We start from the raw sequence: 24,509 nt of genomic DNA, 5'->3' as shown, positions 1-24,509 counted from the left end.
AGTATACCGACAGTATCGCGTCACCCACAAGGATACGAATGCGGAAACCTCTGGTGATAGGAGCCCGCATCCTACCAGCGTATCGACCGAATCGGCATAATCGAGCGCATATGCTGCACGAGATCAACTACTACAAAAAAGAACTGAAAAAATTAATCTTTCTGATCGCAGCCGTAAATAGTGCAGAAAACAGAAAAACAAGTGGAATCGCCAGAATGACAATCTCGGACTGAGAAAATCCACCGATGTGATTCAGCGCATCGAATACAAAAACCATAAACGCGTGATGGAATATATAGATACCCAAAATCAATTTGGCCACTCGCGACAACAACGGCAAGAATGTCGCTTGGATTTTCACGTCCTTGATCATCATGAAAAAAGCAAGTGCTTGCGTAAACACCAGCACCCCGGTATACAACCCGGGATCGAGCAACGGAATATCAACTGCCCTCGCGGCCATCAGCGTGCTAATAGCGGCAATTGCAAAGCTTGCTGCTAAAAATATAAACCAGCAGATTTTTTTGCTGAAACGGAAAATTGAATCTGCGCAGAACCCTAGCAGAAAATACAGCGGCCCTAGCGAACTTTCAACCTGAAAACTGGTCCCGGAGTTTGTTGCCACGACCATCACGCCCGACAGATTTATCAATATGATCGACACAACAACAAACACAAAGACATATTTTTTATCTTCATCCAGAATGCGCATAAAAAGCGGATAGAAGAAATATACAGCGATTAATGCCGGGATAAACCACAAATGGAAATGAGCATGACCCGCAAGGAAATCGACAGGCCACGACTTCATATCCTGGCGCTGGTAGAATCTGTCGAACAGATAATAGGCCAACGAAGCGAATAGGTAGACCTTCACCAAGCCGACCACTTTGGAAAATACGTAGGAAGTCGGTTTTAGGGTGGGTCGGCCGCACAAAAGATAACCGCTAAACATAAAGAAAGCAGGAACAGAGAACCGTGAAAATCCGTTGACTATGTTCGCCAAATAGAACGCTGATGCACTGCTGTCCTTACAAAAGACACCGCTCACGTGGATTGCGATAACACAAATCGCTGCTATACATCGACCGAGATCCATCCATGCGAGTCTCGTGGCCCCACCAGTCGTATCCATGCAGTCTATTTTCCACTGAACTTATTCTTCCGTCCTCACATCGCGAATAGACGATCTGCCGCGAGCAACCGGTTACCGATTGGAGATCGACGAGCGCGCGATGTAGTAAATCGCGCGTCGTTGCGAAGGCGTTTTATGCCTAGGTTGAAGAATACCACCGATTGCTTACCATTGCTTTCGACCACGAAGATTCTCAACGAGCAACGGGACAATGACACCAATCAATGCGTGCGACATCCATAGGTACAGATACGCATAGATCTACGTATGTAGCGCGAGTGTTGAGTAAGTCAGTATGACTCCCGTTCGGCAAGGCTGGCCGCCGCGAGAATTATGCGCGGGTAGCATGGCTGCCAGAGCCGCATTGAGTGCGGCGGAACCGCCACTCAACGGTTTATTCCGCCGCGGAGGCCGGCATGGAACACGATAGCACGCTGTATGTGGCCTGGGTGTCCGCAAGGTTTCGATCACGGTCGCCTATGCGCCCGGATGAGCGAAGTGCAATTGTTCGACAAAGTCGGCACTATGCAGATTGGTGTCGACCGGTTGTGCAAGCGGCTGCAGCCGAACGCGCAGCGCATCTGCCTTGCCTATGAAGCTGGCCTATGTAGGTATGGCCTGTACCGACGGCTGGTCGATAAAGGCCTCGACTGCATGGTCTGCGCGCCCGCGACCTGTCAGCCGTGCACGTGCCGACGGTCGAAGATGAACCCTGGCAGCCGACCAGGCGCGGGCCAGCTCGCGGAAGAGGAAGATCTGAAGGCAGCACGCTGCAGGCTCAAATCTTTCCTGCTGGCCCACGGCGTCCACGATCTCGACCGTCCCAACTGGGGCCAACACACAGGCGCTGTCTCGTTCGACAGCATCTGACAGCAACTGGCGTTCAACTAACATCGGCGCTCGATTGGGGACCGCCTCGCGCAATGCGAGCGGCTGGAGCTGGCTTTGCATCAAGCCGTCATCAGTTGGCGGTTCCATCCAGTGGCACTTGCTTTGCAAGCGATGCGCGGAATCAACTTCACATCGGGAATCGGCCCAATGTCCGAACTGGGTGACCTCACGCGTTTCGAACATCCACGGCAACCGCGCCCCCTGGATTGGCCTGATGCCTTCGGAGCATTCATCAGGCGGAAAGCGACGGCAAGGTAGCATTACCAAGACCGGCAACAGCTATGCATGCAAGCTGCTGGTTGAATCTGCCTAGAGCTGTCGACACCCGGCATGTGTGAGCACCGCTATCCAGCGCCATCATGAAGGTCTATCCAACCGATAATCGATCGTGCCTAGATGCACAACTGAGGCTGTGCAGGCGATATCGTAAACTCCTCGCCGGAGGGAAGACCGCACACGTCGCCATCTTCCCTGTCGCACGCGAACTGGCTGCCTTCATCCGGGACGTCGGTCGGCTTGGGGTGACTCTGGCTGCACCCGCACAGCGAACAAGCAGCATAGACGCAGGATGTAACTGAGGAAAGCCAACTACCAATGAAAGTATCCTGAAAGGCGACGCAGCTTGGTATTCGGGTAACCCGCAGCCGCGTTTGACAAACATCAGTCGACTCGCGTAGTAAGGAAGCGGCATGCTCATGAGACGGAGCTCTGTAGTGCGGAACCCGACTCGCGAATATCAGGTTGATCCACCGTCGAACTTTACTGCTACGCCGCCCCCAGGACATTTGCTCCAACCATGGAGTCGATCTTGAAGACCGATCCCGATCGACATCGGCAGCCATATCAGCGAGGTGCCAGCGACGTCTTGACTCGAGATTGCGATCTCCAGACTCCGGTGCACAGCTATCGACGACGACTTGCGGTGCCAGTGCGTCGATGCGGTTGATCGCGTGCTTCTGGCGATGCGCTCGACGCTCGTCGGGCGGCTTGCGCCCGATCGCTTTCTCAACCTTACCTGGCGCGCCGATGTGCTCGAGCGCCGACCCGAGCTCGACAACCTGCCCGTCGAGCGCGCTGCGGGGCGTGGCCAACCGGCGCAACTACTTGTTTGCCGACGCAGATTCCGGCGGCGAACGGGCCGCCTTGATTTACGGCTTGACCGACACCGCCAAGCTCATCCGAAGTCAATCTGGAGGCGTAGATGCTATGTCCTCGCGCGCATCGCTGAGCACTCGCTCAACCTTGTAGAGGAGCTATTGCCATGGCACGTCGCAGCGGCGTGTACGCCTGCCGCACGTCATCGATCGGTTGCAGCGATGACCAACACTGAATGAACCCCCAAGACTGAAAACACATCGACTCTGCCGGCAACATCCTCGCGCCAAAGCGTCTGTTGAATGCGGACGCTCGGCCTCAAAAGAGATCTGACGTCGCAAAACGTCGACCTCGCAGCAATTCACTTGCCCACGTTCTGATGGCCCGCCGGCGGCCGCAAGTTCATGGTCGCCGCTGAAAATCTGAAGATCGCGGGAGCGACTGCAAAATCTTCGTAGACGAGTCAACGCAGGACCGATTTCACACGCACGCCAACCAGTCAAGACGTTGCTCGGTTGGCGCTTACGATCGTATCCGATGCGCTGACGCGCCCGCAGCGGTCTGCGTCCAAGACTGCGCCGCGCCGTCTTCGGCACGGGCGGCACGCCAGTTTCGGGTATCCGGACGGTTTCTGACGCGAGATCATCCTTATGCGCCTCGCGGGCAGCGATCTGCTTGACCTCATCGAACTGCGGAACTGCATTCGTTGGCGTGCCTGAAGGCTTGCCGTGCGATTGAGCGCCGACGGGAGGCTCGATCGAACATGCGCTGCAGGCTTAACACACTTGAAGCGCGTCAGGGGATTCGTGCTGCTATCGACGCGTTCGCACCGAATGAGTGCTTAACAGCCCCCGTCCTATCGCAGATCCGGCGTCAGAATTACTGTAGGTGAGAAATGAAGTTCTACCTGGCATCAAGCGAGGCCTCGGCACGCAGGGACCTTTTTCTGCCAAACCCAAAGACGTTGTCCTGAGCGGGGCGTAGCGAAGCTCGTAACCCGTTCGTATTCAGATTCGGACAAAACCTGCGTCATAACGCTCACATCTGCACGCGGGAAAAACTCTCCGTGCTGATCATCGAGCATCAACGCAAAACAGGCCGAATCGTGCGGGGCTTGGGCTAGCCAACTGGAATAGGATGCTGCCGTCGGTTCCAGTGCAGCGGGATCGATCTGAACCATTGGTAAAATGGTACCCGCGCCCTTGATCATCTCTAGTCCAATTGAATTAGCATTGAGGATCATGTGCCGAGACAAGAGCAGAACCACGCTTCTACTGCCATCTTCCTCGAGCAAATACGAAGAGACTAACCGATTCAGTTGTCGCCATGCGACAGCCTCGTCGCGCTCTTGGATGAAGTTCGGCTGGTTGTCCGGCGGGAATTCATTAGTCCGCAGATACCCGTGGATACTTGCGACGCAGTTGACCAATGGCCCATAGCCCCAAATTCCCTCCACAAATTCTTTTGGCATTTTGAGGCAGCGATGCAGATCCTCGTGGGCGTAGCTCGCCACCGACAGGAACGTCAGGGACAACGCTATATATGCAATCCGGAGCCATTTAATTCCCGACGTTGCGATCCACATAATTGCACATAGAATCATGACCGGATAGATCGGAGCATCGAATCCGGTGCCCATGTTCTGACTGGTGGATAGAATAAAAAGAGACGAAAGGCAAAGAAGAGCCCCCGATAAAATAAGACTATCGATCGCATTCTTCTTTCTTAAACACACAAGGAAGGCCGCAATAAATGCCGGCACGATCATAATGAAATGCGCCGGGTGTATCTGGGAAATAATAACGTCAAGGCGTGCTTTCCAGTTTGCTAGTGTGAAAATCCCTTGTGAATGCCCGTATTCTGCCGCATGCGAACCATAACCAAACGAAAAGAGATAGCCAAAAACGCTCCTGAAATTTTCCAGATACCATGGCATCGCGACAAGCAGACAAGCCAGAATCGATGCGACGATATTCTTGCAAATCTCGCGCGAGAATCCTCGCACCCGGTAGAAATACACCAAAAACGAAAACGCAAACGCGGGCAAGAAGGCCAATGCCATCGTTCGGGACAGGATCATTGCGCCAAGCGCCATTCCACTTAGCATCGCATACCTTCGGCGACTGAACCCTTCCGAAAAAACGAAAAACACATATGCTGCAAAAAAGAAAAATGTGGTCGCCGAAACGAACTGGAAGCTTCGACTGAACATCACGAAATTGGGCAACGATGCTAACAGAATTGAGGCAACTAGACCGAACAAACTCGAAACGCGGTGCGCCGCGACAAACATCAAAACCAGCGTGCCGACAGCAAAAGCAATGTTGCAGACGAAGCCGAGATTCTCGTTGATTCCAAAAGCGATAAAGACTAGCGACGCGATTAGAGGCACCAACGGAGCAAATCCCAGCGGTGCAGAAATGGCGTGCCACCAGCCAGTCCACCCGCCATTCATTTTGGCCTTCGCAAAGGCCACTGCCACCGCAAGATAGCCCGATTCGTCAATGTCCAGCGATTGATCGAACCGATATTTGATCACCCATTCGACGTTCTGATATACAAAAAAACCAAGCAAAAATATGAACAACAAGTGAACAATCAGATTGCTGTGCTTTAAGTTCGTAAAGTTATTTTTTTTCATTACCGCATCCAATTGGAGACGACCACAATTCGGCGAGCATATCGCTTTCTGGTGTGGCGATGCGTGCGGTGAGCACGAATCCGCGATCACTGACGACCTTGTGCAAGATATCGAGATCTGGTCGCGGAAAGAAGTCACCGGTGGTGTTGCTCATCATTACGACAGCACACGTACTGGCCGGCGCGGAAACAGTATCGAACCATTTTCGGTAGTCAGCATATGACCGCGGAAGGACGGCCGGCTCGATTTGGGCTGCGGGCAGAATGTAGCCGTATCTCTTGATGGATTCCAGCATGACAGTATTCACGTTTACCAGCCGATTACGTGTGACATAAATAACGGCGTTTCTGCTTTTGTCGACATCTGCCAACCTGTCAGCGAGCGCCGCGCTCACATCACGCCAACGACGCTGGTCCCTAACGGAGATGTCGCTCCAATACGGTTTATCTTCGCCCGGTTTATAACCGATGCCCCTTATATATTCGCCGATGGATCCATCGCATAGATTCTTCTGAGACGAGCCCATCAACGAACGGACAATGAAATTGGGACCGCGAGTGCACACAGAGGTGTCGGACTCGAAGTAGCCAACCAGCAGGCATCCCAACACTATGACGACGAGTGCAGTTTGCCTTAAACCGCAATTCGTTATCCACATCGGTAACGCACAAATGGCGCAGAGCGCCATAACCGGATAAAGCGGAGCATCAAAACCAGACCCGATGTTTTTCGAAGATAGCAGGATCGCCGCGCAAAATATCGCAACGGCCGACGGGACGTAGAGACTGGGAATCGTAGATTCACGCCTGCCAACGCATGCCCTTATCTGTTGGAAAACACCAATAACAAATAGCATGAAGAGACATACAAAGTGAAACGGAAATAGCGAATCCATGAAGTATCGATTTCTCATCTTGAGATAGTCGATGGACAGCATTGATTTGGATCCCCCATACTCGGATGAATTCGCGCCATAGCCAAATGAGAAAAGGTATCCGAATATTTCCTTGAAATTCAGCGCATACCAAGGGATAGCAACCAGTAAGAACATTACGACGGCAATACACAGGCCCAACAAATTCTGCCGAAAGGCCTTCCTACTGTCCACGAACCATACAAGGCCGAACGCCGGTAGAAATGCAATGCTCATCGTTCTAGATAAGAGCATCAGCCCTAGTGCGACTCCGACGCAAAACGACCAGAGCAACGACGAAAACCGCTCAGATTTATAATAGGCAAAATTCGCCAGCAAGAAAAAGAACGTGGTAGGCAAGCCGTACTGATATGTCCTCGTATAGAGGACGATAATTGGAAGAGTGGCTACGAGCATGCTGGCGGTGGTCGCCGCCAGCCTCGATGAACACGCTCGCATCCACCAGAAAGTAACAAGCACAGTACCCGCATAAAATAATATGTGTGTGTAAAAGGCGACGTTCTCGTCTAGGCCTAATTCGGCCATTAATATGGACGTGACAATAGGGCTTAGAGGCGCAAACTTCGTCGGGAACGATAGCGCCGACAGCCATGCGGAAATTCCGCCGAATTTGAGCGCATTGGCGTATGCCATAGCCTGAGACATATATCCGGCTTCGTCGATCTCCAAGACCAGTCCGAATCGGTAATGTCTGACCCACAGGAAATGACCGTACGACAAGAGAACGGTCAGCATCAACGCCAAGCCAATATCGATCCCTCGCGCCTTCAGCGCGTCCGGGAGCCTGTTTTCCATTTAGATGTCTCCGGTCAAAAAGGTTTGACCAGTGACACGACTTCCCTCACATACCGCGCCATGTCGAAGCTATCGGCAACTTGCATCTGGAGCGTCGCCTCCACATGAGCCTTCGTCTCCGCGGACAGCAGCAAATGACTCGCCTTCTTAGCGAGATCCTCAACGTTGAGATACTCGGCGACGCAAATCGCTTTCAGTCCGACACGTTCGAGGAACGACACGACCCCGGTCGTATGGTCGAAGCAAACCAGGGGCTTGCTGAAGAACATCGCATCAATGGCAACGTTCGGCAGCGGGTCGAGTCTCGAGCTCAGCAGGAAAAGATCCGACAACGCGTAGGCGGTTTCGATCTGCGTCGTCTCGTCGATGATCTGAACGCTTTCTGTTAAGCCCGCGCGCAAAATCTGGTCTTCGAGATAGACGGAATATGCAGGGTCCTTTCTTGGCTGGTATCCCTGACCGATCCAGACAAAGCGGCACTTGCCCTCGCCAACCATTGCCGAAATTCGGCCGGCGCACTGCAAGAACAGATCAACGCCCTTGCGATAATTCACCGACCCTGCGCCCAGTACAACGAATTGCGTCGAATCATCGCCACTTGGCCGCAAGACAGCGCGCAGCCGATCTCGCTCCTGTTGTGCGGATTCATCGTCGAGACGTTTGCCAGGAATGCCTGAACGCCCCTGCGGCAAGATGTGTATTTTTTCGGGATTGAAGTCGTCAACGAAACGAGCCGCGTCCTTGAAGGTGATTTCGGAAGAAAACACTACCTGGTCCGGAACCGTCATCATGACTTCGAAACGCTCGCGAGGATTCGAATAGCACGGAGCAAACTCGTGGATCAAACTCACTTGGGGAATCCCCGCTTGGCGCAACGGTTCAATGACCAACTGCGACTCGATGCTGTTGACAATGGCAAACGCGGGACTGAATTCGCGAATCAGACGCTCAATCGCATATTCGGCGTACAAGGCGCTGAATCGCGCGTAATGCGCAGGGACGAAGGAAACATCGAGATCCTGAAACAAGGCTTCGAGCATGCCAGGGCCAAGGGAGAGCACCACAACGTTCAGCGAATGGGACAACAGCTGTGCGATGTTGTAGACAAGAACGGGGGCGCCCGTCAGCGAGCACTCATGCGTGACCACCAAAGCGGTTTGGCGGGCCGAATCAAATTTGGCGTTCTTGAAGTACTCGAATGTCGGAAACCGATACACTCGTTTTTCAGCAAGGCCATGTTCGACATAGTGCTGCGACGGATCCACGCCCGCGTCGCGAACGTCGGGGTTCAGCTTTAGATAGGTTGCCGGATCGAAGTCATCGGGCGTCCGTAAAGATGTTTTCGGAACGCTGACGCGAGCCTTCCTGAATATGCTTTTAACTATTCTCACCGGTCTACACCAGAATATTTTGAAACTTTAAAAAGTGATCTGATCAGCTCTTCTTATTCGAGAACATCACGCCGAACAGCTTCCTCGCTCTGGCCTTCCACGATTGCGACATGTCGTCACTTCGCATTTTCTGACGACCAACCTGATGCTCCAGGCGCGTCATCGTAAGCGCATGTCTTTCGCTTGCCAGCCGCTCGTTGTCAAGCTGCAGCTGCGAAATGGTAGCACTGTGCTCTTCGTAGGCAGCATAGAGCTTCGACCATTCAGCAAATATCCGATTTTTTTCGGACTCAAGCTCCACGAATCTTTGTTCACGAACCCGCCTAATATCAAGATAATTCTGGAGCCGATTTCCGTGGTAGATCCGCAAAGGCGGAACGTCGGGGGCCAGGTTCCGATCGCCTTCAAAAGCCTTCAGGAAGGCGTCCTTCGAGTAATAACGCTCGAAATGCCGCAACGCGAACCCGGCATGCGCCTTTAGCAACGCTTCGTTCCAAAGTCTAAAGATGTCAACAAGCCTTTCATAGTCGCTCCAGACAAAGCTCTCCGGATAGGCAAGATTGACGCATCCAAGATAGCGTGACCGATACGACTCGTGCGTGACAACTGGCACGCCCGCAGCCATCGCTTCTACCAGCGCTTTGCCGCCACCGATCGGAAACGAGGGAATATAAACGTCCACTGCATGTTCAATCAGCGCCTGGGACAGCGAAGCGACCCATTCTATGTAAATGAACCGGTCATGGCTCACCGCTGCGACGTCCAATTCGGCGTGAATCTTTTCGATGAATTCTGCGGTCAATTCTCCGATGTGTACGTGATACCCGCCCGTCGCCTTTAGTATGAGCGCCACGGCACGCTCGTACCTGAATGCGTATGTTCCTGCCTCGAATTTCGGCATCCGTCCACACGCGCAGGTTGTCAAGCTTCCACGCCGAAGAAAGCGTGTATTGATCTGGGACGGCCGCACTACGCTGAGCGGCCAAAAGTACTGCTGCGCCACGCCGATCTCGTCTTTGCACAGTTCAAATGTCATGTTGTGCAAATCGACGTGGTGAAACTGCTTGCAAGTCACGCCCAAGGCCAAGTGGTGATCACCATGATGAATGTAGTAGCGGTTCCCAGCGCCGGGAGCAAAGGCCGACATCACACACACCACGTCCTGATTGTGACCAACGCTGACGATCGTGCAAGGTTTCCATTCGGCAAGCCGTGCAGTGAGAACACCGAGTTTGTCGCCAAGGCTGCTCTCTTCCGCGATGAACACTTCGCAACCAAGTAGCGCTTCCCACTCGTCAATATGGTCGCGATCGATACGATTGAACAGATCAGTCAAGGCGACGCGAACCGGTGCCTCGAACAGCTCTAAGGCCAGGTAGTCCTTGATCAGTTCAACGTGCCCGCCGGCCTTGACCAGTTCGGATGCCAGAATAACCGTCCCGCGCCCAGCATTTGCCGGTTCGCCGTGGCGATCGCAATAATACGCATCTGCCAGCGTTTCGCACAGACTGTCCAGCTCCCTGCTCGCAAGCACCACGCCGACGGTTTCCGGGTCATTGATTACCTCTTCGACAAACAACTTGATGCGCGTCATCGCGTCGCCAAACTGCTGCTTTGCAATACATTCCACGACCGTCTCTTGCAAACGGTCGAGATCTAGTTCAAGCATTACTTAAAGTCCGCGATCATTTCACAAACATATTCCGCATGGTCCAACGACATGTGCGGCCCGATAGGCAAACTGAGTTCCGTCTCGGCCAGTAATTCAGCAATGGGAAAATCGCCCTTCTCGAAACCGAGGGACTGATACGCCTGCTGCAAGTGCGGCGGGATCGGATAGTGGATGAGGGTTTCGATGCCCGCCTCCTTCAACTTTGCCTGCAGCGGATCGCGGCGCTCCGTGAACACCGGGAACAGATGCCACGACGACGCGCAATCAGGGTGCGGCGACGGCACACGCACCGCTGCACTCGTCAGGTTCTTCCGATAGTAGTCGGCGATCGCCCCGCGGCGCGCATTCCACTCGTCGAGCAGCGGCAGCTTCGCAGCCAGCGCGGCCGCGTGAAGGGGATCGAGGCGGCTGTTCACCCCGCACACCTCATTCACATACTTCACTTTGGAACCATAGTTCGCAATGGTGCGGATCCGGTCCGCAAGTTCGGCGTCGTTGGTCGTGACGCCGCCCGCATCGCCGAAAGCGCCGAGATTCTTGCCCGGATAGAAGCTCCACGTCACCGCGTCGCCGTGTCCGCCGATCCGTTGACCGCAATAGCGCGCGCCGTGCGCCTGGGCACCGTCCTCGAGAACCCGAACTCTTTTGCTGCGCGCTAACTCGACAATCGGCCCCATCTCCGCAGGCTGCCCATACAGATGCACGGGCAGGATGACCTTGGTCTTGCTGGTCATCGCTTGCTCGATACGCTTTGGATCGATATTGAGCGTCTCGAAGTCGGGCTCGACGGGCACAGGGCGCGCACCACACTGCGTCACGGCCAGCCAGGTCGCGATATAGGTGTTGGACGGCACGATCACTTCGTCGCCTTCAGACACGCCCATCGCCATTAGCGTAACACGCAACGCATCGAGACCGTTGCCCAGACCGACCGCAAAGCGAGTGTCTGTGTATTCGGCAAATGCCTTCTCGAATCCGGCAACCTCTTCTCCAGAGATGTACCAGCCCGATTCGAGTGCGCGCGCAACGGCCTCGTCAAGTTGCGGTTTGAGCTCGATATAAGCGCTCCGGACATCAAGAAATGGCACTTTCACAATTGGGTTCCTTACTGTCGAAGGGGACCGCGGCGGCGGAGGACCGTCAACGTGACTTCAAGGCGGCCAGAAACTGGTCGTAGTCCCGATAGTAGTCCGATTCGTTGAACGCCATCGACGCCAGAACCAGGCACACCGAACCCGGGTCGAAATTCAGTTCGGCCGCCCAGATCATGGGTGGAATGTGCAAACCTTGCCACGGGCGGTTGAGGCGAATCGTCTTTTTGTCTGTCCCGTCGTCCAGCGCAACGTCGAAGCTGCCTGAAAGACAGATCAGAAATTGATGCAGTTCCTTGTGCGCATGCGCGCCGCGGGACCCGCCCGTCGGAATATCGTAGATGTAGAACACCCGTTTGATATCGAAGGGAATATGCCGCCGACCTTCCATAAAGGTCAGATTCCCCCGCGGATCCGCGATCTTGGGCAAATCAATAATCTTGCAGTCAAACAGAGGCATGCCAAGCACCTAATAGATCAATATCGTAGAACTCGTGCACGACGCCTCCGCCTCCGTACTCGTGCTTGTACTGGTAGAGACTTTCATTGAGTACCGTCCCGTCGTGCTCGTTGCTCGTGCCGAAGTCGAAATAACGGACTCCCCCCGCAGCCGCATCGGCAATGATGCGATCGAATACTGCATCAAGCGCGGATACCGCGTAGGCGGCTTCACTGGCAGCGATGTACTGCGCGTGCCACGCAGTACGAGTCTTGAACACGACGACACCCGCCTCAACTTGCCCGTCGATCTGTGCGCAGTATAGGTCGATGAAGCCGGGGAACAGCGCGATCAACTGTTCCATCTCGTCGATACTGTGCACAGGCGCGGCATCATGCTTGCGCGTCAGATTATCTGTCAGCACCTGCCACAACGACTGCACTTGCTCAGCGCCAGCTACGACCAACACCGACCTTAGCGCCTTTTTCAAGCCGCGCCGGCGGCGCTCGGAAGGCTTCGCGCGATCGTTCAGATAGATGGTGCAGGACAGGTCGCAGCGCGAGCGGCCGGCACCCAGCCGGAACAACGCGTAGAGATCGTCCTGCGATGGCCGGGCCTGGTAGAGATGCGGCACTGCCTTGTAGTGCAGCCGCCGGTATCCATCCGCCCGATAATGTTCACGCAGCCGCTCGAACGCTTCGATCGTTTTGCCGCCGCACAACGCGCCGGCGTGCACAATGCCGCCATACGTGATGCCTGGATGGCTGACTACCATCGAGCCATCGGCGGGCGCTTCGGCGGCCGGGAACACGCCGACGATGGCGCCGTCCTGCATGAACATTGCGGACACATCGCGAAAACGGTCGCCGTGATAACCGAGAAAACGGCGCGTATGCAGGAACGTACTATTTACCGCACTCTCGCAGAACGCGTCCCACGCTTCATCGAGGGACGGTTGATATCGAACGACGTTGAGGCTCACGAGACGAGCTCCGCAACGCAAAAGCCCTGCTCGCCAAAGTTGTTGCCGTTGTAGAAGCAGTACGTTTTTGCGCCGATCGATACGACAGCCGAGTACATGATCGCATCCGAATCGATCCCATCCGGCGACACGTCGAGACCCATCTCGTCGTCCTTCCGCACCCAGTTGATCCCGTCGGCGGACTCAGCGTATCCAAGACGATATGCTCCGAAAGACCGGCGCCTGATCGAATAGAACATCTGATACGTGCCGTCGTCACGTTTGACGACCCAAGGACGACCGAAACCGTGCTCGTCGTCACAAGTCAGCGCCATGGACAATGTGCCGCTATCGGACCACGTCACACCATCCGCAGACTCTTGATACCGCAAATTGTACACAGGCATCATTTTTCCGTGAACCTCAGTCCAGTCGCTGCCCGCCACGTACCACAACTTGAAAACGCCACGTTCCTTCATGGCGAAATTGCCGCACCGAAAAAGCCTTTCGGTATCGCTGCGATCGAGGATGGGCGCCCTGCTGTGGCGCCCAAATGTTTCGCCGCCATCCCGGCTGATTGCGAGACCCGTAAAAATCCGGTACCGCACGTTCACGCAAAGCTCGAACCCTGCATAGTACATGTACACGGTATCGGCATCGACAGGCACGAGACTTAGAAGCATCAGTCCGTTGTCATCGAACGCACCCGGCTCGCCGATATCGAGCAACGGCTGCGTCGAGACCTTTACAATTTTCGTCGGATCCGCGCTCGACACGTCGACGTAACCCGGCCGACCGCGCCCCTTGTCGTCCAAGCAAGTCAGATAGACGCGAATCGTGTCGTCGTCGAGCCGATGAGGTGTGGGGCCCATGGCATGCGTTCTCGCCCAATCAAACGACCCGTCGGGTTTCCAGACGACACCCAGCTTATGCCACTTCATGACTTGACCTTGAAGAAACGCCGCGCAGAGACCTTGGCCGCCTGAGGCTGCTCGCCCTTGAAAATGCAATCGGGTTCAGTGTTGCCGAGAATTCTGACGCCCACGCCGAGCCAGTTGTCCGCGCCGATGACGACGTTGTTGGCAATCGCGGAATTGACGCCGATGAACGTATTCGCTCCGATCGTGCAAAACCCGGAAATCACGGCATGCGAAGAGATGAAGCAGTTGTCTTCGATTACGGAGTGATGGCCGATGTGATTCCCGCTCCATAGCACCACGTTGTTGCCGATCTTCACGAACGGCTGGATCGTGTTGTCTTCGAAGATGAAGCAGTGTTCGCCGACGACGGCATTGGGCCATACGAACGCCCGGCTGCTGACGTAGCTGGCCGGCCGATAACCCTTCGCCTTCGCGAGATTGTAAAAGCGCGTCCGCAAGCGATTGAGTTGCGTATAAACGAGCGCCGCATAGAATTCAATCTCAACGGGGTCGAAGAAATTTTCGATCTCCTCGAACGGCACGACGGGCAGGCCGAACAACTGATCGCGACCGAGAAACGCCGAGTCGACGGAGAATCCGATGACTTCATATTCCGAGTCGTGAGTGAAGCACTCGTATGCGACTTCCGCGAAGGCGCTGTCGCCGAGAATGACCAGCTTTTTCGTTTTTGTCATGTCGTGCCCTCAAGGTCTGACGATGAGGATGTCCTCGCGCCGGTTGGCCATCGGCAGCGCGGAATCCTGCGGCACTACATAGGCATCGAATCCCTGCGCACGCGCGCGCTGGACGAGTGACATCATGACGGCATCGTCGATCTGATCGTGCTCGACCTTGTTGAATTCGACGACGGGAGCTTCGTCCGTCTTCATGTAATCCTTGTGGAAGCGCACGCCCGTTTCGCTGCCGAAGAACCGCTTGCGCTTCGAGATGTTGGGTATGTCGCCGATCAGCATCTGGCCGCCCGGCGCCAGCAGCGACAGCGACGCATCGAGAAAGCGGAAGAAACTGACGTCGACGAACACGTAGTGCAGCACGCTGTAGCACAAGATCACATCGACCGTGCCCGCATGGTCCTCAATCCAGTCCCAGCACTGCGGATACATCGCGTCCACCTTTTCGATGAAGGGCGCATCGTCGAGCAGCTTCAGCATTTCTTGGCTGTCAATCAGCGTCAATGGATGACCTTTCGACGCGCACAGGTCGATCAGCATCTTGGGCAAATCGCTGCAGCCCGGCCCGATATCGACGACCTTGCGGCCGTCTTTCTGCAGGTTGGTCAACTTGGCGCAGATGTCCGCGAAGATAGCGGCTTCGTAGCCCTGCCGATAGGAATCGGGAAAGCCGATGCGCTCATATTTCGACATCGACTCGTCCTGCGCGAAACGCCGGAAATCGTCGAAGCCGATATGTTCAAAACGGTTGGGTGACGCCATGCTCATTTCTCCAACAACGATACAGCCCCTTTACGCCGCAACGCGCGCACCGATTTCCCTGATTTCGAACTCTACGTCCTGCCAGACCATCGCCGGGAATATGTTCTCGACGCGCGGGCCAAATGTACTCTGAAACACCCGGCAGTTTTCCAGCACATCTAGGTATTGATGAATTTTGTTCGGCTGAACCATGTTCTCGATGCCGACGTTGACGGTATAACCGCCCTGAGTCAGCGTATTCGTCCCCGTGATATCGATGCAGTAGACCTTGCCCGCTTCAAAGGACGGCATGTCGACGTCGGGGAAGTTGGAATTCATGGCGCCCACCACCTGGTTGCCCTTGAAATCGCGCGCCGAATAACCCACGACGGGCCGCTCGATATCCACGTTCGCCTTGACGATGACGCGCAGCGTATAAGCCTCGTGCAGTTCGAGCAGCTCTGTCGGCTTTCCCTGCCCGTTCATGATGGTCACGTTCAGGATCGTCGCGCGTCCGTCGCCGTAGCGCGTATGACCGTCGAGGAACGACACCGATTGCTGCGGAACGACTTCCGGTGCGGGCTCCGCGTCTGCCTGTTCGGGTGCTGGTTCCACCTGATGTCCGCCCGAAATCCGGTTGATCTCGAGGTTCATCTCGCTGACGTAGGCCCCGACCACCTGCTTGGGGTCGCCATACGCCACCGCCCGACCTTGCTTCAACCAAAGTACCTTGCTGCAAATATTGCGCACGCTGCTCATATCATGGCTCACGAAGAGCACCGTCGTCCCCCGGTCCATCAGTTCGCGAAGTCGGACCATGCACTTGGCCTGGAACGCAAGATCGCCGACAGCCAACGCTTCGTCGACGATCAGAATGCTCGGATCCATGCTCGCAGCGATCGCGAACGCGACACGAACGTACATACCCGACGAATACATTTTGACGGGCTGATCAATGAACATGCCGACGTCGGCGAACGCAACAATATCGTCGTACCGCGCCTCGATTTCCTGCTTGCTGAGTCCAAGCAGCGTGCCGTTCATGAAAATGTTCTCGCGCCCCGTGAAGTCCGGATTGAATCCCGCGCCAAGTTCAAGCAAGGCGGCCACGCGACCATTCACCTCGACATGGCCTTGCGTCGGACTCAAGGTGCCGCAAATCATCTGCAGTAGGGTGGATTTGCCGCTTCCGTTGCGTCCGATGATGCCGACCGTCTCACCCTTCTTCACTTCGAAGGACACATCGTTGAGCGCCCAGAACTCGCTGAAATAATGCTTCGGTTTCGCGCCGAACAGTGTCTGTGCACGCGGCAGCACAAACTGCTTCAGACGGTCACGGGGCGTGTCGTAGATCTGATAGCGTTTGGCGAGTTGATGAACGCCAATAGCAATATCGTCAGAGAACATCCGCGAACCCCTTTCTGGTCTTCTGAAACCACGCGTAGCCCGCCCACGCCACGACACACGCGGCGACCAGGTAGATGGCGAGGCCCAGCCAATCGGGCATTTTCCCCCAAACCAGCACGTCACGCGCCTGCTCGATAATGAACGTCAGCGGATTGGCCATGATGAACGGCCGAAAGCGCGCCGGCACGGCGTCAACGGGATAAAACACGGGTGAAAGAAACATGAGCACTGTGGTCAGCAACGAAATGGTCTGCCCAACGTCGCGAAGGAAAACGCCGAGCGAAGCGAGAATCCACGCCAAACCCAGCGTGACGATGACCAGCGGGAGCAGCACAAGCGGAAAGAACACCACGGTCCATGCAAGGCCACCGTTAAAAATGAGGATCGCGCACAGTAGTACTGCCACACTGATGCAACCGTGGAACAACGCCGCACCCATCGTGGAAACCGGCAGCACTTCGATCGGAAACACGACCTTCTTCACGAAGTTGACGTTCGCAATCACCAGCGTAGGAGCGCGGTTGATCACTTCAGAAAACAGATTCAGCACGATCAGGCCGACAAACAGCAGGACAGCAAATTCGGTCTTGTTTTGCGCTGCACCCGTACCACCCCAGCGCGCCTTGAACACTTCGGAAAATACGAATGTATAGACTGTCAGCATGAACAGCGGCTGAACAAACGACCATGCGAGCCCCATCGCAGATCCCTTGTAGCGGCCCAGCACTTCGCGCCGCGTCATTTGCGCGATGAGCTGCCGGTTCCGCCACAGCCCCGAAACGAGGGAAATCGGGCCGGAAGGCGTCGCCGCGTGCGGGTCGAACGCCCGAATCCTCGGCACGTTCATAAGTAACACTCCAAAATAAGCTCCTTCAATCCATGATCGCGGGCAACGCGGCCGCATTGCCCGCACCGCCCATTACACTCAAACTCGTCTAGCGGTAAAGCTGCGCACCTCTTCGCTCGCGAGCCACGTCGCAATACGTGGCCGGGCACCGTTGTGTCAGTGGCGACCCAGCCGGCCAGCCCAGCCGTCACGCAGTCCCCTCAGGGCCATCGTGATGTGCTGCAAACGCTGGTCGGGGAAGAACGAATAGACCACGAGCCGGGCGGGCAGCTTGACCAACTCAGTGGTTTTCCAGCTCCACGGCATGTACGAGCGCTTGAGCAAAGCGATGACGTTGCGGAACTGATAATAATGGCGCAGCGGGCCGTGCATCGGGTAAGGGCGACCAAAAATGCGCACGGGCTCCGCACCGAGTTCATGACGCATGCGTATCCACGGTAGGCCCAGAATGCGGTAGCCCTTGTGCTTCGCCCGTACACACCACTCCAGATCCACGAAATCAATAAAAAGCGCGTCGTCCATCGGCCCTACCTCGGACCAGTAGCGCAGATTGACACAGGAGCCGGAGGTGATCAGAAAATCTACATCAATTGGCTCGTCACCTTCGGGCGCCAGCCGTTCGAGCTTCCAGTGCCGAAACCTGACGAACGGCGCAACGCCTCCGAGACGTGGGTCGTCATAAGCGGGTCCGACGAGAGCGACCCGCTCTCCCGAGTCGTTCGCTCTGGCGACTGCCACAGGAAGGTCCGAAAGCAGCGCGGCGGGCGGGTCGCTGTCCTGGTCGAACAGAAGCGCCATCTCGGTCCCCGCGCGCCTGAGTGCTTCGATTCCCTGATTGAGCGCAGTCGCAATGCCGACGTTCTCACCATTCGGCAAATAATCGACCAGTTCCGAAAGCCCAAGAGTGGCAGCCGGACGGATCGCGGGGGTGTTGTCAACCACCACGCAACGCATCGTCGACGCGAGCCTGTTGGCTCGTTCAACACACGCTGCATCCGGATTGAAGAAGACGACCACCGCACCGGTACGGGGCGTAATTAGCGTCTGCGTCAAGATACCGCCATGCATAGCCGCAATGCTTCACGCCAGTTGGGAGCACGAACACCAAATGCAGCACCAAGCTTGTCGTTCGACAACGACGAATTGGCGGGTCGGTTTGCCGGAGTTGGGTAAGAGGATGCGGGGATAGGCTTTACGACCGGCTTCCGAGGAAGGTCCGAGAACTCGAAGATCGCTTCAGCAAATCCGCGCCACGAAGTGACGCCAGCGGAGGTCAGGTGATAGACGCCCGAGTGCTCGAGCCACCATTGATCGCCTTCCGAAGCGATCGATTGGGCCAACACATGCGCGGTCGATGTCGCAATGGTGTTCGACCAGGTCGGCGCGCCTAGTTGATCAGCGACGATACCAAGTTCCTCGCGTTCCGAACCGAGGCGCAGCATTGTCAACAGGAAGTTCTTTCCGCGCTTACCGTATACCCAACTCGTTCGGAAGATCAGATACGCACCGCCGACAGCGGCAATCGCCTCCTCGCCGGCAAGCTTGCTGCGCCCGTACACGTTGATGGGATTAACGGAGTCACTCTCAACATAGACACCGGCTTTCGTGCCATCAAACACATAGTCTGTCGAATAGTGAACCATTGCCGCGCCAAGACGCTTCGCCTCCTCGGCAAGCACGGCGGGCGCTTCGGCGTTGAGCCGCATTGCAGCATCAACATCGGTTTCCGCCTTGTCGACAGCCGTGTAAGCCGCCGGGTTCACGATCAAAGCGGGCTTCAGCTCACGTACCACACGCCGGACCTGCGCAAGGTCAGAAAGGTCGAGTTCACTGCGCAGTGGAGCAACGATCGTGCCGAGCCCCTGAAGGCTGCGAGCCAATTCGAACCCGACCTGGCCATTGACCCCCGTCAGCAAGATTGTCCGTTGCGCAGACTCCTTCATATCACCCTCACGCAAAGCATTCGGCCTCGCTCAACCGCTTTCCTGCCGCGTCTTTGGCGGCGAGCACCGGCTCGAAATCGATCGGCCATTCAATGCCTATCTGGGGATCGTCCCAGACAATGCTGCGCTCGTGCTCCGGATACCAGTAGTCGGTCGTCTTGTAGAGGAATTGCGCCGTTTCAGATAACACGACGAAACCGTGTGCAAATCCCGGTGGAATCCACAGTTGCCGGTGGTTGTCGCCTGTCAGCGCCACGCCCTCCCACTTGCCGAAGTTCGGCGAACTCTTGCGGATGTCGACGGCGACGTCGAACACTTCGCCTTCAACCACGCGCACGAGCTTGCCCTGCGCATGTTGAATCTGATAATGCAGGCCGCGCAGCACGCCTTTCGCGGAGCGCGAATGGTTGTCCTGCACGAACGTGACGCCGCTCTCCACGTGCTCCGCGAACTCGACAGCATTGAAGCTCTCGTAGAAATAGCCGCGGGCATCACCGAATACTTTCGGCTCGATGATCTTGACTTCAGGCAGCGCGGTAGCGGTTACTTGGATGGCCATGCCACTTGGTCCGTAAGAATGTTTTGCAGGTACTGCCCATACGCGTTCTTCGCGAGCGGCGCGGCAAGTGTGAGCAACTGCTCGGCGCCGATCCACTGCTGGCGGTACGCGATTTCCTCGGGACACGCCACCACGAGGCCCTGGCGCTTCTGCAAGGTCGCGATGAACGTGGCGGCTTCGATCAGTGAATCGTGCGTGCCCGTGTCGAGCCACGCATAGCCGCGCCCCATGATCTCGACGTTCAGCGCTGCATTGGCGAGGTAGTGCGAGTTGACGTCGGTGATCTCAAGCTCGCCGCGCGGCGACGGCCTGATCTCCGCGGCAATGTCGCACACCTGTTTGTCGTAGAAATAAAGACCCGTGACCGCATAGTTCGAGCGCGGCCTGGCCGGCTTTTCCTCGATCGACAACGCGCGGAACTGCTTGTCGAATTCGACCACGCCGTAGCGCTCCGGATCGTGCACGTGATACGCGAACACGGTGGCGCCATCGGCCTGATCGTTTGCACGCTCGAGCTGCTTTGCGAGGTCGTGGCCGTAGAAAATGTTGTCGCCGAGAATCAGTGCCGACGGGTCATTACCCACGAACTCGCGGCCAATGATGAACGCTTGCGCGAGACCGTCCGGAGACGGCTGAACCGCGTACTGAATGTTCATGCCCCACTGGCTGCCGTCGCCGAGCATCGCTTCGAAGCGCGGCGTGTCCTGCGGCGTGGAGATGATCAGCACGTCGCGAATGCCCGCCACCATCAACGTGGAGAGCGGGTAATAGATCATCGGCTTGTCATAGACAGGCAGTAACTGCTTCGAGACGACATGCGTGATCGGATAGAGCCGGGTGCCCGAACCGCCCGCGAGAATAATGCCTTTGCGCGCCATTGCCGTGCCCTTACGCGCGTTGCGCGTAGTTGGTCTCAACCCACTTCCGGTAGTCTCCCGAAGCGACTTCGTCAGACCACGCCTGATTGTCGAGATACCACTGCACCGTCTTTGCAAGACCCGTTTCAAACGTTTCCGCGGGCTTCCAGCCGAGTTCGCGTTCGAGCTTGCGAGCGTCGATCGCATAACGGCGGTCGTGGCCCGGACGGTCCTTCACGTAGGTGATCTGGTCGCGATACGAAGCGCCCGCCTTCGGGCGCAGCTGATCGAGCAGATCGCACAGCGTGTGCACGACGTCGAGGTTTTTCTTTTCGTTCCAGCCGCCGATGTTGTACGTCTCGCCCGGCGTGCCGCGCGCGAGTACTTCGCGGATCGCGCTGCAATGGTCGCCGACATACAGCCAGTCGCGCACATTCTGACCGTCGCCATAGACGGGCAACGGTTTGCCGCCGAGCGCGTTCGCGATCATCAGCGGAATCAGCTTTTCGGGGAACTGGTACGGACCGTAGTTGTTCGAGCAGTTCGTAGTGAGCGTGGGCAAGCCGTACGTGTGATGGTAGGCGCGCACCAGATGGTCGGAGCCCGCCTTCGTCGCCGAGTAAGGGCTGTTCGGCGCGTATGGCGTGGTTTCGGAGAATTGCGGATCGGTAGCGGAAAGCGAGCCGAAGACTTCGTCGGTCGAGACATGCAGGAAGCGGAATGCGGCCTTGTCTGCGTCGCCGAGCGTGTTCCAGTAGCTTCGCGCGGCTTCGAGCAGCGTGAACGTACCGACCACGTTCGTCTGCACGAAATCGGCCGGGCCGTGAATCGAACGGTCCACGTGGCTTTCGGCCGCGAAGTGCAGCACAGCGCGCGGCTTGTGCTCGGCGAATAGCGCGTCCATGGCGGCGCGGTCACAAATGTCTGCGCGCACGAATACGTGCTTCGCATTGCCCTGCTGCGACTTGAGCGTGCCGAGATTGCCGGCATAGGTCAGCTTGTCTACATTCAGCACCGCTTCGTCCGACGTATTCAGCCAGTCGAGCACGAAATTGGCGCCGATAAAGCCGGCACCGCCCGTAACCAGGATCATGAAATTCCCTTCCAGATGTTTGCGACAGCCCCGGCATTGGTCGGCCGGCCCGCGCGCCACGCGTTGTGGAGTCTGATTTTCTCAGCGGCTGCGCCTCCGCAACAAAGCAGACGCTCAGACACCAATCTTATAAAAGCCCCGATTATAAAGCGGCCCTGAACAAAAACTAGAACCCTAACAACTTGAAACAGCTTGACAAGTTCGCATTCGGGCGGAATTCCCGACGCCCCACTGCCCGGGTGGCCCATGCTTACCGGATCGGCGCTTTATTTATATGAGATATATCGCGGCATGAAGCGTGTAATTTTTTGTCAGCGACGCGATGGTGATGGAAGGCCTCGCCCCTTGCGGAGCGGGCCCGTCATGAAGCACGGGCGAGCGACCGGTCCACGTGCTTCAGGCAGCGAGCATCCAGCGCAGCGTATCCATGAACGGGATAGCGTGCACTTCGGGTACCAGCGAGCGCAACTTCGCGGGCGATCCCGCGAGCACCTTGACATCGGTTTGCCGGACGAAAGCGGGATTGATGTGCACTTGCAACTCATGGCCGGTCAGGTCGCTTGCGGCCGAGAGAATTTCGCGCAACGTATAGGGCGTGCCGGTGCACACGTTCACGGTCTCGGAAGCGGCCTCGGAATCGAGCAGCGCCTCGTAAGCGCTCGCCACATAGCGCACGTCGGAAAAATCGCGTGCAACATCGATATTGCCGAGTTCGATAGAGGGCTCACGCCGCGCGAAGTGCTCGACGATTTTCGGTACGAGGAAGTTCGGCGCCTGCCCGCGCCCCGTGTAGTTGAACGGACGCGCAATCAGGATGGGCAACCGGTCGAACCAGGTGTGCACCATCGTTTCCATCGCAGCCTTGCTGGCCGCGTAGTGATTGACCGGCGTGAGCGGAAAGCTTTCGTCGATCGCGTCGCTCGTCACGTTGCCATACACGTTCGCGCTGCTCGCGATCAGCACCTTGCGCGGCGTATGACCGGTCGCGGCACACGCCTCCAGCAGATTCAGCGTGCCGATCACGTTGACGCGGTAGAAGTCGAGCGGATCGTCGTGGCCGACAAAGCTGATCGCAGCAAGATGAACGATATAGTCGGGCCGCGCCGTTTCGATCACGCGCCGGCAGTTCTCCGGCGAGGTGATATCGAGCCTCAAACGCGTGGGCATTTCCGGCTCGTCGCGGCCGGCGAAGGTTTCGATCACGGTATGGCCGCGACCGAGCAGGTTATCGACCAGATAGCGGCCAGTAAAGCCGCTCGCTCCGGTGACGAGCGTGCGGACGGGTTGCTTCGCATGGGAAGACGACATGCTTTCTCCGTTCACGAGGGTCATCCTGTTGTGATGCAATATCGCGCCGGGCGTTCACTGCATGCTGCGACAACAGCCGTAGCCGCGGCATGGCGCGATGCCGGCGCTTCAAACGGGCTATTATGTCACGCTCGCTTGCTGCACTGCCCAACGCGGCACGCCCCGTTCGCCGCCGCGTGTATCGAACCGCAAACATTTCCTCGATGACTCCCTTCACCGCGCCTTCATCCCCTTCGTCAATTTCGCAGCGGCACCCCGTGCCTCTGGCCTTCGGCGATCTGCAAGGATGCCGCACGCCGTTCCAGCGGCTGCTCGCGAAGGCCGCGCCGCCGGCCGGCACGCCGCTATGGTTCGCGGGCGATCTGATCAACCGCGGCGCCGAATCGCTTGCCACGCTGCGCGACATCATCGCGCTCGGCGATAGGGCGGTGCCGGTGCTCGGCAATCACGATCTGCATCTGCTGTCGGTGTCAGCGGGAATTCGCAAGTCGAAAAAGGGCGACACGATCGACGAAATTCTTGCCGCGCCCGATGCCGCAGACCTGCTCGAATGGGTCCGTCACCGTCCTATCGCGCACTACGAGAACGGCATGCTGATGGTGCACGCGGGTGTGGTGCCGCAATGGGACGTGAACCTCACGCTCGAACTCGCCGACGAATTGCAGCGGGCGCTGCGCGCGCCGGACTGGAAGGAGACACTGGCAGGCCTGTATGGCAACGAGCCGAGCTTATGGACGCCGAATCTGAAAGGCATCGAACGCCTGCGCGTCACGTGCAGCGCGTTGACGCGCGTGCGCTTCTGCAATGCGGAAGGCGCGATGGACTTCAGCAGCAGCGGCGGCCTGAACGCCGCGCCGCCCGGCTGCATGCCCTGGTTCGACGTGCCTTGGCGCAAGACCGCCGACGTGACCGTGGTGTTCGGCCATTGGGCCGCGCTAGGGCTGATGCTGCGCGACAACCTGATCGGACTCGACTCTGGCTGCGTGTGGGGCGAAAAGCTGTCAGCGGTGCGGCTCGCGCAGAATCCCGCGGAGCGCACACTCACGCAGGTCCAATGTGACAACTGCCGCTCGAGCGGCGGCAATTAAGCGGTAAGG

The 24,509-nt window shown here is 56.9% G+C and carries 20 protein-coding genes and 2 pseudogenes; 3 read left to right on the top strand and 19 right to left on the bottom strand.

What is annotated here, in order from left to right:
• Positions 1–130: 130 nt before the first annotated feature.
• Positions 131–1,135 (bottom strand): acyltransferase, encoded by a 1,005-nt coding sequence (locus H281_RS0124880; RefSeq protein WP_020069847.1) that lies wholly within the window; start codon positions 1,133–1,135, stop codon positions 131–133.
• A 416-nt stretch (positions 1,136–1,551) separates the two neighbouring features.
• Between H281_RS0124880 and H281_RS35450 the strand changes: the two are divergent.
• Together H281_RS35450 and H281_RS37360 are read left to right on the top strand one after the other, a co-directional pair.
• Positions 1,552–2,604: pseudogene (locus H281_RS35450) on the top strand (transposase).
• Between the two features lie 468 nt (positions 2,605–3,072).
• Positions 3,073–3,360: pseudogene (locus H281_RS37360) on the top strand (hypothetical protein); the annotation flags it as partial.
• 674 nt (positions 3,361–4,034) lie between these two features.
• Here the strand turns inward: H281_RS37360 and H281_RS0124865 are convergent.
• From H281_RS0124865 to H281_RS0124780, 18 genes are all read right to left on the bottom strand, one after another.
• A complete protein-coding gene (locus tag H281_RS0124865; protein ID WP_020069846.1) occupies positions 4,035–5,762 on the bottom strand; it encodes an ArnT family glycosyltransferase in 1,728 nt (575 codons plus the stop codon).
• The gene (locus H281_RS0124860; protein WP_020069845.1) at positions 5,749–7,491 is read right to left on the bottom strand and encodes an ArnT family glycosyltransferase; all 1,743 of its coding nucleotides are present in this window, start codon (positions 7,489–7,491) and stop codon (positions 5,749–5,751) included. The genes H281_RS0124865 and H281_RS0124860 overlap by 14 nt, the downstream gene beginning before the upstream one ends.
• A gap of 14 nt (positions 7,492–7,505) precedes the next feature.
• On the bottom strand, positions 7,506–8,882 hold the full coding sequence (locus tag H281_RS0124855; RefSeq protein WP_027804919.1) for a glycosyltransferase family 4 protein: 1,377 nt from the start codon (positions 8,880–8,882) through the stop codon (positions 7,506–7,508).
• A gap of 43 nt (positions 8,883–8,925) precedes the next feature.
• Positions 8,926–10,551 (bottom strand): glycosyltransferase family 4 protein, encoded by a 1,626-nt coding sequence (locus H281_RS0124850; protein WP_020069843.1) that lies wholly within the window; start codon positions 10,549–10,551, stop codon positions 8,926–8,928.
• Complete coding sequence (locus H281_RS0124845) at positions 10,551–11,648, bottom strand: DegT/DnrJ/EryC1/StrS family aminotransferase (RefSeq protein WP_020069842.1); 1,098 nt, start codon at positions 11,646–11,648, stop codon at positions 10,551–10,553. The genes H281_RS0124850 and H281_RS0124845 overlap by 1 nt, the downstream gene beginning before the upstream one ends.
• Positions 11,649–11,694: 46 nt before the next feature.
• Entirely contained in the window at positions 11,695–12,105 is a 411-nt protein-coding gene (locus tag H281_RS0124840) for a sugar 3,4-ketoisomerase (protein WP_020069841.1), read from the bottom strand.
• Complete coding sequence (locus H281_RS0124835) at positions 12,092–13,066, bottom strand: GNAT family N-acetyltransferase (RefSeq protein WP_020069840.1); 975 nt, start codon at positions 13,064–13,066, stop codon at positions 12,092–12,094. The genes H281_RS0124840 and H281_RS0124835 overlap by 14 nt, the downstream gene beginning before the upstream one ends.
• Entirely contained in the window at positions 13,063–13,917 is an 855-nt protein-coding gene (locus H281_RS0124830) for a glycoside hydrolase family protein (RefSeq protein ID WP_020069839.1), read from the bottom strand. Before H281_RS0124830 ends, H281_RS0124835 begins: the two co-directional genes overlap by 4 nt.
• A 65-nt stretch (positions 13,918–13,982) precedes the next feature.
• Positions 13,983–14,660, bottom strand: a complete 678-nt coding sequence (locus H281_RS0124825) for an acetyltransferase (protein ID WP_020069838.1) — start codon at positions 14,658–14,660, stop codon at positions 13,983–13,985.
• A gap of 9 nt (positions 14,661–14,669) precedes the next feature.
• Positions 14,670–15,419 carry a methyltransferase domain-containing protein gene (locus H281_RS0124820; RefSeq protein ID WP_020069837.1) on the bottom strand — a complete coding sequence of 250 codons (750 nt, stop codon included), beginning with the start codon at positions 15,417–15,419 and terminating at the stop codon, positions 14,670–14,672.
• Between the two features lie 30 nt (positions 15,420–15,449).
• Positions 15,450–16,862 (bottom strand): ABC transporter ATP-binding protein, encoded by a 1,413-nt coding sequence (locus H281_RS0124815; protein ID WP_241077911.1) that lies wholly within the window; start codon positions 16,860–16,862, stop codon positions 15,450–15,452.
• Entirely contained in the window at positions 16,795–17,652 is an 858-nt protein-coding gene (locus tag H281_RS0124810) for an ABC transporter permease (protein ID WP_020069835.1), read from the bottom strand. The genes H281_RS0124815 and H281_RS0124810 overlap by 68 nt, the downstream gene beginning before the upstream one ends.
• A gap of 156 nt (positions 17,653–17,808) precedes the next feature.
• A complete protein-coding gene (locus H281_RS0124805; RefSeq protein WP_020069834.1) occupies positions 17,809–18,720 on the bottom strand; it encodes a glycosyltransferase family 2 protein in 912 nt (303 codons plus the stop codon).
• Complete coding sequence (gene rfbD, locus H281_RS0124800) at positions 18,702–19,595, bottom strand: dTDP-4-dehydrorhamnose reductase (RefSeq protein WP_020069833.1); 894 nt, start codon at positions 19,593–19,595, stop codon at positions 18,702–18,704. The genes H281_RS0124805 and rfbD overlap by 19 nt, the downstream gene beginning before the upstream one ends.
• 7 nt (positions 19,596–19,602) lie before the next feature.
• Positions 19,603–20,154, bottom strand: coding sequence for a dTDP-4-dehydrorhamnose 3,5-epimerase (rfbC, locus tag H281_RS0124795; protein ID WP_020069832.1), 552 nt, complete (start codon positions 20,152–20,154; stop codon positions 19,603–19,605).
• On the bottom strand, positions 20,139–21,032 hold the full coding sequence (rfbA, locus tag H281_RS0124790; RefSeq protein WP_020069831.1) for a glucose-1-phosphate thymidylyltransferase RfbA: 894 nt from the start codon (positions 21,030–21,032) through the stop codon (positions 20,139–20,141). Before rfbA ends, rfbC begins: the two co-directional genes overlap by 16 nt.
• Before the next feature lie 10 nt (positions 21,033–21,042).
• The gene (gene rfbB, locus H281_RS0124785) at positions 21,043–22,104 is read right to left on the bottom strand and encodes a dTDP-glucose 4,6-dehydratase (protein WP_020069830.1); all 1,062 of its coding nucleotides are present in this window, start codon (positions 22,102–22,104) and stop codon (positions 21,043–21,045) included.
• A gap of 396 nt (positions 22,105–22,500) precedes the next feature.
• Positions 22,501–23,412, bottom strand: a complete 912-nt coding sequence (locus tag H281_RS0124780; protein ID WP_020069829.1) for a GDP-mannose 4,6-dehydratase — start codon at positions 23,410–23,412, stop codon at positions 22,501–22,503.
• A 203-nt stretch (positions 23,413–23,615) separates the two neighbouring features.
• Here H281_RS0124780 and H281_RS0124775 point away from each other — a divergent pair, with 203 nt between their 5' ends.
• Positions 23,616–24,500, top strand: a complete 885-nt coding sequence (locus tag H281_RS0124775; RefSeq protein ID WP_027804917.1) for a symmetrical bis(5'-nucleosyl)-tetraphosphatase — start codon at positions 23,616–23,618, stop codon at positions 24,498–24,500.
• Positions 24,501–24,509: the final 9 nt, after the last annotated feature.

The organism is Paraburkholderia caledonica, assembly GCF_000383275.1.
GTDB lineage: Bacteria > Pseudomonadota > Gammaproteobacteria > Burkholderiales > Burkholderiaceae > Paraburkholderia > Paraburkholderia caledonica.
This window is presented reverse-complemented; position numbering and strand designations above follow the sequence as displayed.

Coding starts and splice junctions, on each gene's coding strand:
- H281_RS0124880 (WP_020069847.1), bottom strand. CDS start 1,135: ATGGATACGACTGGTGGGGCCACGAGACTCGCATGGATGGATCTCGGT.
- H281_RS0124865 (WP_020069846.1), bottom strand. CDS start 5,762: ATGAAAAAAAATAACTTTACGAACTTAAAGCACAGCAATCTGATTGTT.
- H281_RS0124860 (WP_020069845.1), bottom strand. CDS start 7,491: ATGGAAAACAGGCTCCCGGACGCGCTGAAGGCGCGAGGGATCGATATT.
- H281_RS0124850 (WP_020069843.1), bottom strand. CDS start 10,551: ATGCTTGAACTAGATCTCGACCGTTTGCAAGAGACGGTCGTGGAATGT.
- H281_RS0124840 (WP_020069841.1), bottom strand. CDS start 12,105: ATGCCTCTGTTTGACTGCAAGATTATTGATTTGCCCAAGATCGCGGAT.
- H281_RS0124830 (WP_020069839.1), bottom strand. CDS start 13,917: ATGGGCCCCACACCTCATCGGCTCGACGACGACACGATTCGCGTCTAT.
- H281_RS0124825 (WP_020069838.1), bottom strand. CDS start 14,660: ATGACAAAAACGAAAAAGCTGGTCATTCTCGGCGACAGCGCCTTCGCG.
- H281_RS0124820 (WP_020069837.1), bottom strand. CDS start 15,419: ATGGCGTCACCCAACCGTTTTGAACATATCGGCTTCGACGATTTCCGG.
- H281_RS0124810 (WP_020069835.1), bottom strand. CDS start 17,652: ATGAACGTGCCGAGGATTCGGGCGTTCGACCCGCACGCGGCGACGCCT.
- H281_RS0124805 (WP_020069834.1), bottom strand. CDS start 18,720: ATGCATGGCGGTATCTTGACGCAGACGCTAATTACGCCCCGTACCGGT.
- rfbD (WP_020069833.1), bottom strand. CDS start 19,595: ATGAAGGAGTCTGCGCAACGGACAATCTTGCTGACGGGGGTCAATGGC.
- rfbC (WP_020069832.1), bottom strand. CDS start 20,154: ATGGCCATCCAAGTAACCGCTACCGCGCTGCCTGAAGTCAAGATCATC.
- rfbA (WP_020069831.1), bottom strand. CDS start 21,032: ATGGCGCGCAAAGGCATTATTCTCGCGGGCGGTTCGGGCACCCGGCTC.
- rfbB (WP_020069830.1), bottom strand. CDS start 22,104: ATGATCCTGGTTACGGGCGGTGCCGGCTTTATCGGCGCCAATTTCGTG.
- H281_RS0124780 (WP_020069829.1), bottom strand. CDS start 23,412: ATGTCGTCTTCCCATGCGAAGCAACCCGTCCGCACGCTCGTCACCGGA.
- H281_RS0124775 (WP_027804917.1), top strand. CDS start 23,616: ATGACTCCCTTCACCGCGCCTTCATCCCCTTCGTCAATTTCGCAGCGG.